This is a genomic window from Comamonas sp. CAH-2 (assembly GCF_009668305.1).
GTDB classification, from domain to species: Bacteria; Pseudomonadota; Gammaproteobacteria; order Burkholderiales; family Burkholderiaceae_C; genus Comamonas; species Comamonas aquatica.
On the sequence record NZ_VSWF01000054.1, the window covers coordinates 1 to 13,690 of the forward strand.

General features: G+C 68.0%; 11 protein-coding genes. 7 read left to right on the forward strand and 4 right to left on the reverse strand.

The annotated features are described in order from the left end of the window. Positions 1-386 precede the first annotated feature (386 nt). Positions 387-1,778, reverse strand: coding sequence for a DUF6138 family protein (locus FYM52_RS17635; protein ID WP_154165035.1), 1,392 nt, complete (start codon positions 1,776-1,778; stop codon positions 387-389). 520 nt (positions 1,779-2,298) lie between these two features. Here FYM52_RS17635 and FYM52_RS17640 point away from each other — a divergent pair. Both FYM52_RS17640 and FYM52_RS17645 read left to right on the forward strand, forming a co-directional pair. Beyond that, positions 2,299-2,670: a CidA/LrgA family protein gene (locus FYM52_RS17640; protein ID WP_154165036.1), complete on the forward strand. Its 372-nt coding sequence runs from the start codon at positions 2,299-2,301 to the stop codon at positions 2,668-2,670. Beyond that, complete coding sequence (locus tag FYM52_RS17645) at positions 2,667-3,392, forward strand: LrgB family protein (protein ID WP_042413947.1); 726 nt, start codon at positions 2,667-2,669, stop codon at positions 3,390-3,392. Before FYM52_RS17640 ends, FYM52_RS17645 begins: the two co-directional genes overlap by 4 nt. A gap of 135 nt (positions 3,393-3,527) precedes the next feature. On the opposite strand, the gene FYM52_RS17650 is transcribed toward FYM52_RS17645, so the two are convergent. Beyond that, positions 3,528-4,490, reverse strand: a complete 963-nt coding sequence (locus FYM52_RS17650) for a DMT family transporter (protein WP_179954971.1) — start codon at positions 4,488-4,490, stop codon at positions 3,528-3,530. Positions 4,491-4,557: 67 nt separating this feature from the next. On the opposite strand from FYM52_RS17650, the gene FYM52_RS17655 reads away from it, so the two are divergent. Further along, positions 4,558-5,505 carry a LysR family transcriptional regulator gene (locus FYM52_RS17655; protein WP_154165037.1) on the forward strand — a complete coding sequence of 316 codons (948 nt, stop codon included), beginning with the start codon at positions 4,558-4,560 and terminating at the stop codon, positions 5,503-5,505. 254 nt (positions 5,506-5,759) lie between these two features. Here the strand turns inward: FYM52_RS17655 and FYM52_RS17660 are convergent, their stop codons facing one another. Next, complete coding sequence (locus FYM52_RS17660; protein ID WP_154165038.1) at positions 5,760-7,220, reverse strand: deoxyribodipyrimidine photo-lyase; 1,461 nt, start codon at positions 7,218-7,220, stop codon at positions 5,760-5,762. Positions 7,221-7,349: 129 nt separating this feature from the next. Here FYM52_RS17660 and FYM52_RS17665 point away from each other — a divergent pair, with 129 nt between their 5' ends. Beyond that, positions 7,350-8,627: a diguanylate cyclase domain-containing protein gene (locus FYM52_RS17665; protein WP_370513870.1), complete on the forward strand. Its 1,278-nt coding sequence runs from the start codon at positions 7,350-7,352 to the stop codon at positions 8,625-8,627. A 48-nt stretch (positions 8,628-8,675) separates the two neighbouring features. On the opposite strand, the gene FYM52_RS17670 is transcribed toward FYM52_RS17665, so the two are convergent. Beyond that, positions 8,676-9,605, reverse strand: a complete 930-nt coding sequence (locus tag FYM52_RS17670) for a LysR family transcriptional regulator (RefSeq protein ID WP_154165039.1) — start codon at positions 9,603-9,605, stop codon at positions 8,676-8,678. A 208-nt stretch (positions 9,606-9,813) separates the two neighbouring features. On the opposite strand from FYM52_RS17670, the gene FYM52_RS17675 reads away from it, so the two are divergent. The 3 genes from FYM52_RS17675 to FYM52_RS17685 all read left to right on the forward strand — a co-directional run bounded on the left by FYM52_RS17675 (position 9,814) and on the right by FYM52_RS17685 (position 13,668). Continuing rightward, entirely contained in the window at positions 9,814-11,007 is a 1,194-nt protein-coding gene (locus FYM52_RS17675; protein ID WP_154165040.1) for an acyl-CoA dehydrogenase, read from the forward strand. 216 nt (positions 11,008-11,223) lie between these two features. After that, complete coding sequence (locus FYM52_RS17680; RefSeq protein WP_154165041.1) at positions 11,224-12,480, forward strand: CaiB/BaiF CoA-transferase family protein; 1,257 nt, start codon at positions 11,224-11,226, stop codon at positions 12,478-12,480. Positions 12,481-12,702: 222 nt separating this feature from the next. Next, on the forward strand, positions 12,703-13,668 hold the full coding sequence (locus tag FYM52_RS17685; RefSeq protein ID WP_043384516.1) for a tripartite tricarboxylate transporter substrate binding protein BugE: 966 nt from the start codon (positions 12,703-12,705) through the stop codon (positions 13,666-13,668). The last annotated feature ends 22 nt before the right edge of the window (positions 13,669-13,690 follow it).

A 13,690-nucleotide genomic window follows, 5' to 3' on the forward strand; every position in this document is an offset into this window, starting at 1 on the left:
CCCCACGCACGTGCCGCACGGCCCCCCCCCAAGGACGCGTACACGCCCTCATCGCCGCCGGCATGGGAGGCACGGGCCTGGCGTGCCACGGCCAGACCACGGACTACGGACTACGGACTACGGACTACGGACTACGGACTACGCTGAGAATACTTCAATCGGCAGTCAGCGCTCTCTGGCATTGCGGGAAGCGCTATGAAAAACGTTGCATGAGGACACCCAATATTGGCCGCGTTGAATCAGTCTCTGGCTGGACCGCAGGCGCCTTCCTGCCTGGGCGTGGACTGGCGGCATGCAGGGCTGCAACGATCCCACGCGCCGCACGGGACCCGGTGCAGGTGGCATCGGGATGCGCGCCAACCACGCCGGAGCCAAAGGGATGCCGCTCAGCCCGGCAGACGCCGCGCAGCGGGCGCAAAGACCTGCGCATACAGCGGCCGCAGCGCCTCGGGCGCCCGGGCAATCAGCCGGCGGCCCTGGTCCTGGCAGACGGCATCGCCCCACAGCGTGCGCCGGACTTCGGCAAAAGCAGGCTCGACCGTGCTCTGTGCGGTCATCTGGGCACGCAGTGCGGCCACCGGCGAGGGGGCATCGCCACCGTGCTGCTGGCGGAGCACCAGCAAGGCCTGCAGGCTGGCGGCGTTGTCCATCCGCGCCGGATACGTCTTGCGGTGACGCAGGTGCTGGATGTTGCCGGCACAGGCCATCAGATAGGCCAGGCTGGTGGCATCCAGGCCGTGGGCGTCGACGTAGGCCTCGACAAACCGGCCCTGCAGCGATTGGTGCTCACCGTCCACGGTGTGCAGGTACTGCAAGACCAGCGGCGCAAACCGCGTGTCGGCCCAGGCCAGCGCGAACACCGCAAAGCTGCCGGGCAGGGCGCAGTGCGCGTCCTCCAGGTTCTGGTACCAGTGGTGCTCGCGCATGGCGGCATGTGCATATGCCGCGATCTGCCCATGCAGCCCCGGGTAGGCGGCGGCCGCCGCAAACAGCTGGTGCACGCCTTTCCTGGGCAGGCCCGGAATGGGCAGATAGACCTTCGTGGGGCCGCGGTACTCGATCGCGTAGGAGCGCGGAAAGTCGGTGGTGGAAAGCAGCTGGACCAGATAGTCCAGCACCTGCCCGTACGCGGCTTCGCTCGCTGCGCGCTGGGTGATGCGGACCACGGCCAGCGCATCGTTGGCCGTGGCGCTGGCCCAGTCCCCCTTCCACCGGGCCAGGGCCGGGGGCAGCTCGCCCGTACCCTGTTTCAGCAGCTGCGCCGGCAGGTCACTGCCCAGCTGCGTCACCCAGTCAAAAATCTCCTCGGCACTGACACGCGCATAGCTGGGCCCGTACTTGAGGTCGCCCAGCGCGATGTCACAGGCAAAGCGGTAGACGCTGTCCGGCAGATCGGCGGCGGGGGCGTCGCTCTTGCGCACCCAGTGCGCCGACCAGTTGTGGCCCTGGTTGACAAAGTAGGGGTCGCGCAGCCACGCATGCACCCAGCGGTGCAGGGTGTGGCCAATCTCGTTCCACCCCAGCAGGGCCCGCAGGCGCGCGACAAAATCCCGCAGGTCTGGGTACGCCAAGTCGGCCACCGGCGCTTGGTGCAGCCGGTATTCCAGCACCGCAGTGCCCAGCAGCTTCTGCCCCGCCACCATGAAGCCGACGGGATAGTCCTGGTTCAACGGGGGTGGCGTGCCGCTGGTAATGTCATCGACCGCGCTGTCAAACAAGGCCTGCACGGCCGGATTGCCCGCAATTTCTTTGAAGATCAGCCAGTTCTTGGTACTCATGGGCCTAGGTGGTCGGATGCTTGTTGTTATAAATATGATAGCTGCAGACGTTGCCTGATCCAGTGCATGGCACCATGCCCAGTGCTGCCCGTGACGTTGGCGGGCACTGGTGACAGGGTGGCACTCCCACCCAAGGGCAGAAGGGTGCGCCCCCCGCACGCTGGCACATGGTGGCTGGGCGCGCGGCCGGCTTGCGAAGCAGCGCGCGCGACACGGACAGCCCCCTGCCACCGGGGATCGACCCCACGATGTACTAAGTAAAAACCCGAACCCTTGTCCACGAAAGCGTTGGACAAGCCTGTGGACAACTGGCACCTGCGCCCCCAACATCCGCCGCAAGTACTTGTTTTTACGGCCCTGGACTTAGGCTGCCCAGAAAGCAGGCAGGCGCGCTGTGGCCCAAGCTGCGGTCCCACACGATCGGCGCAAGCGGCCTAGACTGGCGGCTGGTTCCATCCCCGGGCACTCGGTGGTGCTGTCCCGCAGCACCGGCCGCACCGCCTTTCACTCCCCCGACACCATGCTGTACGCACTTGCTGCACTGTTTGCCTTTCAACTGGCCGGCGAAGCCCTGGTCCACGCCCTTGCCCTGCCCCTGCCCGGCGCCCTGGTCGGCACGCTGCTGCTGCTGACCGCCCTGCTGTGGCTGGGCCGGCTGCCCGTGGCGCTGGAGCAGACGGCCCTGACCCTGCTGCAGAACATGATGCTGCTGTTCATCCCCACCATCGCTGGCGTGATGCTGCACTTTGACCGCATCGCACGCGAATGGCAGCCCTTCGTCGTGGCCGGCGTGGCGGGGGCCGCCATCACCTACGTGGTCACGGCCCTGACCTTCCGCTGGATGCTGGCGCGCAGCCCGTCCACCGCCACGACACCCGGGGCTTCGACATGAACGCCTGGAACGACATCGTGCAGGGCCTGCAAGGCAGCGCCCTGCCCTGGCTGGTGCTGACCATGGGGGTGTACCTAGCGGCCCTGGCGCTGTACAAGCGCAGCGGCTGCCACCCCTTGCTGATCCCGGTGTTCACGGCCGTGGTGGTCATCGTCAGCCTGCTGCTGCTGACGGGCACGCCCTACGCCACCTACCGCGAAGGCGTGCAGTGGCTCAGCCTGCTGGTCGGGCCGGCCACCGTGGCCCTGGCCGTGCCGCTGTATGCGCAGCGCCAGCGCATCCGCGCCCTGTGGCTGCCGATCACCGTGGCCCTGGTCGTAGGCTGCGTGGTGGCCCTGGTCTCGGCGATGGGCATTGCCTGGGCCCTGGGCGGATCGTGGGAGACCGTGGTCTCGCTGGCGCCCAAGTCCGCCACCATCCCGATCGCCCTGCCCATGGCCGAGCGCTTTGGCGGCCTGCCATCGCTGGCGGCCGTGGCCGTGGCCGTCACCGGCATCAGCGGCACCATGCTGGCCCCGTGGCTGGGCCGGCTGCTGCGCACCCAGGACCCGGCCGTCAACGGCTTTGCCCTGGGGCTGACGGCCCACGCCATCGGCACGGCCCGGGGCCTGCAGGTCAACCCCACGGCCGGCGCCTTCGCCGCGCTGGCCATGGGCCTCAACGGCGTGCTGACGGCCTTGCTGATGCCGCTGTGCGTGGCTGTGTTCCAACGCCTGCCCTGAGCCGCAGAAAAACATAGCTTCCCGCGCTTGCTGGACAAGCGCTGGTGCCGCTTTTCGCCATCAGTGCGATGGCGCTGGGCGCACAGCGAGGCCCTTGGCAGGACCTGCCCGCGCGCAGCCCCGGGCGCCACCGCCTCACGCAGGGCGTGCACTGCGCCGGTAGGCCCACAGCGCGCCCAGGATCAGCGCCATGCCCAGCCATTGCGACAGCTGCGGGCGGGCACCAAACCACAGCACGTCCACCAGCAAGGCCACCACGGGGTAGATGAAGGACAGGCCGGCAATCGCCTGGGCCGGCAAGCGCTGGAACGCCGTGTACATCAGCGTGTACATCCAGGCCGTGTGCACCAGGCCCAGCACCGCCACCGCGCCCCAGGCCTGGGGGCTGAAGACGGCCTGCCCACGCAGCGCCCACACCCCGGGCAGCAGGGCCAGGGCGCCGGCCAGCATCTGCAGCATGGCGATCTGCGCCGGGGCGATGCGCGACAACTGCTGGGTGGTCAGCGTGGCCACGGCATACAGGCTGGCCGCCAGCAGCGCCAGCACCATGCCCTGCCACGCGCCCTGGGCGGAGCCTGTGGCGGCCTGCTCCAGCAGGCCGCTGCTCAGGCCCACGCCCACCAGGGCCAGCACCAGCCACGGCAGGCGCGCCAGCGGCAGGGGGGCGCCCTGCAACACGGCAGCCAGCAGCAACAGCACAAACGGCTGGACGTGGTAGACCACGGTGGCAATCGCAATGCCGCTGTAGGCATAGGCCCGGAACAGGCACAGCCAGTTGGCGATCAACGCGGCCGCCCCCAGCAGCAGCCACAGGGCTTCGCGCCGGCTCGGCCGGGTCCAGGTGCCGGACCACAGCAGCCATGCGGCCAGGCCCAGCCCGCCCAGCAGGCAGCGCAGCCACACCACCCACAGCACGGGCAGACCGCTTTCCACCACCAGCAGGCCGATGGTGCCGGACAAGGCCATGGCCAGCACCATGCGCCAGGTGCCCCCGGGTGCACCGCAGGTGGCCAAAGAGGAAGGCCGCGCCGCCGGGGGGGCGGGCCGCAGGGAGGAGGTCGTCGGGTAGGTCATGCCTGCATCGTCCACCAAGCGCATCCACGCATCAATACGCTTTGATTCCACTTACTATTGTTCTTGAATCAACAATCACCGTCCCATGCCCATGCGCACCGAACCCGGTCTGGTCCCCGAAATGCTGGTCTTTGCCAAGGTGGTGGAGTTGCGCAGCTTTGCCGCGGCCGCGCGCCAGCTGGAGCTGACCACCTCGGCCGTCAGCCGCAGCGTGGGCCGGCTGGAGGCCCACTGGGGCGTGCAGCTGCTGCACCGCACCACCCGCTCGCTGTCGCTGACCGAGCTGGGGGCCGAGGTCTATGCCGCCTGCAGCCAGCTGGCGCATGCCGCCAGCGACATCCATGCGATTGCCGGCCACTACCGCGGCGTACCGCGCGGCACGGTGCGGCTGACGGCACCCACGGTGTTTGGCGAGATCTGGCTCAGCGCCCAGTTGCCCGCACTGCGCCGCCAGTGGCCCGAGCTGGAAGTGGCCGTGAGCCTGAGCGACCAGATCCAGGACCTGGCCCAGCAGGGGCTGGACCTGGCCATCCGCCTGACGCGGCCCGAGCAACTGCCCCAGCACATGGTGGCGCGCGCCCTGCGCCAGGTGCGGTACATCGCCGTGGCCTCGCCCGCCTACCTGCAGGGGCTGGCCATGCGGCCACAGCACCCGCAGGACCTGGACCGCGCGCATGGCGTGGCCTGCATCACGCTGGGCTATGGGGATTTTCAGCACCGCCTGCAATGGGTGCACCAGGCCGACCCGGTCCAGCCCCCGGCCGTGGCCGAGGTGACCGTGCACGCACCGCTGTCCATCGACAGCAGCACCGGCATCATCCACCTGGCGCTGCAGCACCAGGGAATCGGTCTGGTAGCCGACTTTGCGGCCCAGGCCGCGCTGGACAGCGGCGCACTGGTGCCGGTGCTGCCCGACTGGCGCCTGACCGGCAACTACGCGCCGCGCACCGCCTATGCGCTGTACATGCCCTCGCGCCATGTGCCGCTCAAGGTGCGGGCGCTGATCGACCACCTGGTCGAGGCCGGCCGGCACCGCTGAGCGCCGCGCGCCAGTTCTCCCCAATCGCCACCGATAAGCTTGTGGATAAGTACACCCCCTTACCTGGATAAGGCACTTAGCGGCTTGTTCTGATGGAGGTTTTTGCGGGGCGCCTAAATTTTCAGCAGACCTCAACCACGGATTGCACGCCGCCTCACCCTGGGCGGGCCCTCAACCCGGCTGCAACCGGGCAGCGGCCCTGCGCTGCGGGCTGGGCCCGCCACCGAGGGCTTGCCCCCAACGCGTGGACGGCCTCAGTCTTCCTTGCGGGCCAGGAAATGAAAGCGCTTCAGCGTGCGCTCGCGCGCGCTGGCGTGGTCCACCACAGGCCACGGATAGTCCTGCCCCAGGCGCAGACCGCAGGCCTGCAGCTCCAGCGGCTTCATGGCCGCCGGAAAGTGCAGGTGCCGGTCCGGCACCCGGTCCAGCTCCGGCAGGTAGCGGCGAATGAACTTGCCGTCCGGGTCGAACTTCTGCGACTGCGTCACCGGGTTGAAGATGCGGAACCAGGGCTGGGCATCACAGCCCGTGGACGCGGCCCACTGCCAGCCGCCGTTGTTGGCGGCCAGGTCGTAGTCGTTCAGGTGCTGGGCAAAAAAGCGCTCGCCCCGGCGCCAGTCAATGCCCAGGTCCTTGGTCAGAAAGCTGGCCACCACCATGCGCAGGCGGTTGTGCATGTAGCCGGTCTGCAGCAACTGGCGCAGGGCCGCATCGACCAGGGGGTAGCCGGTGCGGGCCTCGCACCAGGCCAGCCACAGTTCCGGGGCCTCGTCCCACTGCACGCGGTCGTACTCGGGGCGGAAGGACTGCGTGACCACCTGGGGGTGGTGCCACAGGATCATGAAGTAGAAGTCGCGCCAGGCCAGCTCGGACAGCCAGGTCTGCGCGCCCTCGCTGCCCTGCGCCGCCTGCTGCACGGCCAGAGCGGCCAGCTGGCGAATGGACACGGTCCCAAAGCGCAGGTGCACCGACAGGTAGGACACGCCCTTGCGGCCCGGGAAGTCCCGCGCCTCGTGGTAGGCCGCCATGCGCGGCACAAAGTCCTGCAGCAGCTGCTGCGCGCCCTGTGCGCCCGTGGGCAGGGGCAGCTGCGCCAGGTTGGTGGCTTCGAACCCCAGATCGGCCAGCGTGGGCAGGCGCTCACCGTCGGGGGGCGCGGCCAGGTGGCCAGCGTAGCGCGCCACAGGGTACGGCGTCAGCTGGAACGCATCGAGCTTCTGCAGCCAGGCGCGCTTGTACGGCGTGAACACGCTGTAGGGCTGGCCCTGCTGGGTCAGCACCTCGCGCTGCTCCAGCAGCACCTGGTCCTTGTAGTCGCTGAAGGCGATGCCGGCGGCGCGCAACGCCTCGGCCACGCGCTGGTCGCGGGCGATGGCCTCGGGCTCGTAATCGCGGTTGGTCAACACCTCCTGCACGCCCAGGCTGCGCGCCAGCTGCACGATGCAGGCCGGCGCCGGGCCATGGCGCACGATCAGCCCGCCGCCCGGGGCCCCGCTGCGCGCCGCCAGGGCGCGCAGTTCCTGGTCCAGGGACTGGACGCTGGCATGGATGAACGCCACGCGCCGATCGCTGCGCGTGGGCAGGGCATCGAGGATGTCCGTATCAAAAACAAAAGCACAGTACACACGCTGGTAGCGGCGCAGCGCGTGGTACAGCGCAGCATGGTCGTCGCAGCGCAGATCGCGGCGCATCCAGACAAGGGCGGCAGGGGGCATGGTGATTCCGGGCAGGGAGGCAGCGCGCAATTTTGGCATTGCCAGCGCCTGGTCCAAGGAATGCGGCCAATGACCCGTCTTGGTATGCTGGCCCCTTGTGCCCACCCCCGACCCTGAGCCACCCACGCTGTGACCTCTTTACTGACTGCTCCTCCGCCCCTCCACGCCACGGACCTGCTGCAGGCCGCCGTGGAGCAGGCGTTCAACGCCGTGGTCATCACCACGGCCGATCTGCAGGGAGATGGCCCACACATCACCTATTGCAACCCGGCGTTCTGCCAGCTCACGGGCTACAGCGCCGCGGAATTGCAGGGCCGCTCTCCGCGCCTGCTGCAAGGCCCGCTGACCGATCAGCGGGTGCTGCAGCGATTGCGCGACAGCCTACACCAGGGCACGTTTTTCCTGGGCTCCACCTTCAACTACCGCAAGGATGGCAGCGCCTATCTGGTGGAGTGGAACATCTCACCCGTGCGCGATGCACAAGGGCAGATCCAGGCCTTTGTGTCGGTGCAGCAAGACATCACGGCACGGGTGGAGGCCCAGCAACGCCAGGCCCTGCTGGCGCGGGCCCTGCATGCCACCCGGGACGCCGTGCTGATCGCGGACCACCAGGCGCACATCCTGTTCGTCAACCAGGCTTTTGAGCACCTGACCGGCTATGCCAGCGCGGAAGTGCTGGGCTGCACCCCGCAATTTCTGCAGTCGGGCCAGCATCCCCCCGCGTTCTACACCCAGCTGCGCGAAGCGTTGGCGCGCGGCGACAGCTACCAGGCCACCTTCACCAACCGCCACAAGCGCGGCCACCTGTACCACGCGGCGCAGACCATCACACCGCTCAAAGACGACACGGGCACGGTCCAGCACTACGTCTGCGTGAGCAAGGATGTGACGGAACTGGTGACCCGAACGCAGGAGCTGCGCCAGCAGGCCCACCACGACGCGTTGACCGGCCTGCTCAATCGCTACGCGGGTGAAAAGCAGTTGCAACGCTGCCAGCAAGCGGCGCAGACCGACGGCGTGGGCTATGCCCTCATCCTGGCAGACATCGATGAGTTCAAGCAGATCAATGACCGCTGGGGCCATGAAGCCGGCGACCAGGTGCTGCAGCGCTGCGCACAGCTGCTCAGCTCGGCCGTGCGCAGCGGTGATGCCGTGGTGCGCTGGGGCGGGGAAGAATTCTTGATCGTGCTGCCGGGTTGCCCACTGGATGCGGCGCACAGTCTGGCCGAACACATGCGCACCACCCTGGCCGCCCAAGACGACGCCACCGTGGGCCAGGTCACCATGTCCCTGGGGGTCGCCGCCTGGCAAGCGCCAGAGGACAGCGCAGAGCTGCTGCGGCGCACGGACCAGGCGCTGTACCACGCCAAGGACCATGGCCGCAACCAGGTGGCAGTCGCACGCTGAATACCTGCTTGACGCCCCACCTCCACACCGTCACGCACCCGATGCCCGTCAGGTCTGCTGCGCCGCCATCTCGCTCAGCCAGGCCGAGAACAGGCCCAGCGCAGGCGCGGGCGTGCCATTGGGCGTGACCAGGTAGTAGCTGCGTTCGCCGCGCAGCGGCTGGGCGCAGGCCACCACCAGCTCGCCGCGCGCCAGTTCGGCCTCGACCAGCATGGGCGGAATCAGCGCCACGCCCAGGCCATGGCTGGCGGCCACGGCCAGCATGGAAAACAGCTCGTAGCGCGGGCCGTCCAGGGCATGCGGCGCGTCCACACCGACGGACTGGAACCACTGCTGCCAGCCATAGGGGCGCGTGCTCTGCTGCAGCAGCGGCAGGCGCGCCAGCACCTCGGGCGCCACGGGTTGCCAGGCCCGGCCCAGGTCGCGCGCGGCGGCCTTGCCCAGCACCGTGGGGCTGCACACGGGCACCACGTCCTCGTCCATCAGCTTGAGCACCTGCACGCCGGGCCAGTTGCCAACCTGCTCGGGCGTGCCCGCGTACAGGGCCGCATCGTGCACGGTGTCGGCAAACAGGAAGGGCCGGGTCTGCACCTCGATGTGCACCGTGATGTCGGGGTGCTGGCGCGCCAGCAGCGGCAGGCGCGGCATCAGCCAGCGCGTGGCAAAGGTGGGCACGGCCGCCAGGTTGACCGTGCCGCCCTGGCCCTGGTGGCTCATCAGGTCCAGCGTGTCGCGCTCCAGCCCCTGCAGCCAGCCGCGCACCTTCTTGGCATACAGCGCGCCCGCCGGGGTCAGGCTGACGCCGTGGCGCGTACGGCGGAACAGCGCCACGCCGACGAATTCCTCCAGCGCAATCACCTGGCGCGAGACGGCGCTCTGGGTCAGCGCCAGCTCCTGCGCGGCGCGGGTGTAGCTTTCGTGGCGGGCGGAGGCTTCAAAGCAGGCCAGGGCCTGGGTGGACGGGATGGGACGGCGCATGGTCGGTCAAAACAAGCCAGAGACGGCGCCATGCTGCCGCAAACGCCCCGGATTGCCAAGCAAGAAATGCGAAACACTCATACCTGGATGCAAACAAATCGTTTGCGACACTGAGGGGAGGCTTTTACGATGCCGTTCATCGCAGGTCATACATGCACAAACACCATGTGGACCTGGCTTCCCAACAAGGCATTCAAGGAGACACCCCATGTCCGGCAACTTCCAGTGGAACGACCCCTTCCAGCTCGACCAGCAACTGACCGACGACGAGCGCATGATCCGCGACGCGGCTTACGAGTACTGCCAGGGCAAGCTGATGCCGCGCGTGCAGGACATGTTCCGCCACGAGAAGACCGACGTGTCCATCTTCCGCGAGATGGGCGAGCTGGGCCTGCTGGGCCCCACCATCCCGACCGAATACGGCGGCGCCGGCCTGAACTATGTGAGCTACGGCCTGGTGGCCCGCGAGATCGAGCGCGTGGACTCGGGCTACCGCTCCATGGCGTCGGTGCAGTCGTCGCTGGTGATGGTGCCGATCAACGAATTCGGCACCGAAGCCCAGAAACAGAAGTACCTGCCCAAGCTGGCATCCGGTGAATTCATCGGCTGCTTCGGCCTGACCGAACCCGACCACGGCTCCGACCCCGGCTCCATGGCCACCCGCGCCTATAAGGTCGATGGCGGCTACAAGCTCAAGGGCTCCAAGATGTGGATCACCAACAGCCCCGTGGCCGACGTGTTCGTGGTCTGGGCCAAGGAAGTGTCCGAAGCCGGCAACGTGGGCCAGATCCGCGGCTTCATCCTGAACAAGGGCATGAAGGGCCTGTCCGCCCCCGCCATCCACGGCAAGGTGGGCCTGCGCGCCTCCATCACCGGTGAGATCGTGATGGACGACGTGTTCGTGCCCGAAGAAAACGCCTTCCCCGAAGTGCGCGGCCTCAAGGGCCCGTTCACCTGCCTGAACAGCGCGCGCTTTGGCATCGCCTGGGGCGCCATGGGTGCGGCCGAGTTCTGCTGGCACACCGCGCGCCAGTACACGCTGGACCGCAAGCAGTTTGGCCGCCCCCTGGCCGCCAACCAGCTGATCCAGAAGAAGCTGGCCGACATGCAGACCGAAATCACCCTGGGCCTGCAAGCTGCCCTGCGCGTGGGCCGCATGAAGGACGAGCACCAGAACGTGGTCGAGATCACCTCGCTGATCAAGCGCAACAACTGCGGCAAGGCCCTGGACGTGGCCCGCCTGGCGCGCGACATGATGGGCGGCAACGGCATCTCCGACGAGTTCGGCGTGGCCCGCCACCTGGTGAACCTGGAAGTGGTCAACACCTACGAAGGCACGCACGATGTGCACGCGCTGATCCTGGGCCGCGCCCAGACCGGCATCGCCGCCTTCGCCAACTGAGTCTTGCATTCCACGCCGCGCACACCACCGACATGGCGGTGCGCGGCGGCAGCCTCGGTTTTTGTCTCTCAGGGCGATACCATCGCTCTTTTTACAGGAGCTTCTGCCGCTTGCTATTGCTTCACCTCCCATGCGAAAGCATGTGAAGTGCTTCAATGACAAGCGCTGACAGCTCCTTTTTTTATTCCAACCGCTTTGGATTGCAGGAGCCCCCTCATGCCAACCACTGCCACGCCCGGCGCGCTGTCGGGCATCAAAGTGCTGGACCTGTCCCGCGTGCTGGCCGGCCCCTGGGCCACGCAGATGCTGGCCGACCTGGGCGCAGACGTGATCAAGGTCGAGCGCCCCGTTGCGGGCGATGACACGCGCCACTGGGGCCCGCCGTTCCTGAAGGACGACGCGGGCCAGGCCACGCGCGAGGCCAGCTACTTCACCGCCTGCAACCGCAACAAACGCAGCATCACCGTCGACATGGCCCACCCCGAGGGCCAGGCCCTGCTGCGCCAGATGGCGGCCGAGGCCGACGTGGTGGTCGAGAACTTCAAGGTCGGTGGCCTGCAGCAGTACGGGCTGGACTACGACAGCCTCAAGGCCCTGAATCCCCGGCTGATCTACTGCTCCATCACCGGCTTCGGCCAGGACGGCCCCTATGCCGAGCGCGCGGGCTACGACCTGATGGTGCAGGCCATGTGCGGCCTGATGAGCATCACCGGCCATGCCGATGGCGAGCCCGGCGGCGGCCCGCTGAAGGTCGGTGTGGCCGTGATCGACGTGTTCACCGGCCTGTATGCCAGCAACGCCATCCTGGCCGCGCTGAATGCCCGCGACAACGCGCGCCACGGCACAGGCCAGGGCCAGTACATCGACATGGCGCTGCTGGACGTGGGCATGGCCGTGCTGGCCAACCAGGCCGCCGGCTTTCTGGCCACCGGCCAGGCCCCGGGCCGTGCCGGCAACATCCACCCCAGCCTAGCGCCGTACCAGGACTTCCCCAGCCGCGACGGCAACGTGCTGCTGGCGATCGGCAACGATGGCCAGTTCGCCCGCTTTTGCGAGGCCTGCGGCCACCCCGACTGGGCCCAGGACGCGCGCTTTGCCACCAACACCGCGCGCGTGCAGCACCGCGCGGAGCTGCTGGAGCGCCTGCTGCCGGTGATGCGCACGCGCACCACGGCCGAATGGATTGCGCTGCTGGAAGACAAGGCCGTGCCCTGCGGCCCGATCAACACCGTGGCCCAGGCCTTTAACGACCCCCAGGTGCGCCACCGCGGCATCGCCCGCACGCTGCCACGCCAGGCCGGCGACGGCATCGCCCAGGTGGCCACCGTGGCCAACCCCATGCGCCTGTCGGCCACCCCCGTCAGCTACCGCCGTGCGCCGCCCAGCCTGGGCCAGCACACGCAGGAGGTGCTGCACGAGTTGGGGCTGAGCGAGGAACGCATCCGCGCCCTGCACGCCGCCCGCGCCATCTGATCCGGCCGGTAGCGCGGCACGCGCTGCGCCACCGCCGGTCTGCCCATTCACCCCCTTGGGAATGACTTGCCAACGTCAGGGATTCGCATACCTGTTTACAAGCACCGACAGACCTAGCATTTACCCTCAAACCAGGGTTTTCAACTAGGCGCAAGTCCTACCCACCACGCACCGTCCTGCCTAGGATTCGCTGTTCTTCCAACAACGACAAGGAGACTGCACATGATGCGTCGTTCCCTCCTGGCACTGGCGGCCCTGGCCACCATCGGTGCCGCACACGCCCAATCCAGCTACCCCAACAAGCCCATCAAGCTGCTGGTGCCCTTTGCAGCCGGCGGCACCACAGACCTGATCGCCCGCGTGGTCGCCGACCCCCTGGGCCGCGAACTGGGCCAGCCCGTGATCGTCGAAAACAAGGGCGGTGGCGGCGGCGCCATCGGTGCGGCCGAAACCGCACGCGCCACCCCCGATGGCTACCACCTGGGCCTGGCCACCGTGTCCACCACGGCCACCAACCCCGCGATCAACCCCAAGATCCCCTACAACGTGTTCACCGATTTCACGCCCATCGTGAACATCGCCGCCACGCCCAACATCATTGCAGCCAACCCCAAGTTCGTCGGCCAGGACTACAAGTCCTTCCTTGAAGAAGTCAAGAAGAACCCCGGCAAGCACTCCTTCGGCTCGCCCGGCACTGGCTCCATCGGCCACCTGATGATGGAAATGTTCATGCTGGCCACCGGCACGCAGATGCAGCACGTGCCCTACCGCGGCTCCGGCCCGGCGCTGAACGATGCCGTTGCCGGCCAGATCCCGCTGATTTTTGACAACTTCCCCTCGGCCCTGCCCTTCGTCAAGGAAAAGCGCCTGACCGCCCTGGTGGTTGCTGCGCCCAAGCGCCTGGCCGTGCTGCCCGACGTGCCCACGCTGGCCGAAGTCGGCGCGCCCGGCGTGAACCGCATGGCCTACTACGGCGTGGTCGGCCCCAAGGGCACACCCAAGGAAATCGTGGACAAGGTGAACAAGGCCGTGCACAAGGTGCTGCAGGACCCCGCCATCCGCAAGCGCATCGAGGACACCGGCTCGCTGATCGTGGCCGACACGCCCGAGAAGTTCGCCCAGGAAATCAAGGCCGAGTACACCGCCTACAAGGACGTGGTGGACAAGCAGAAGCTGACGCTGGACTGAGTCCCGCCCCCCGGCCTCGCCC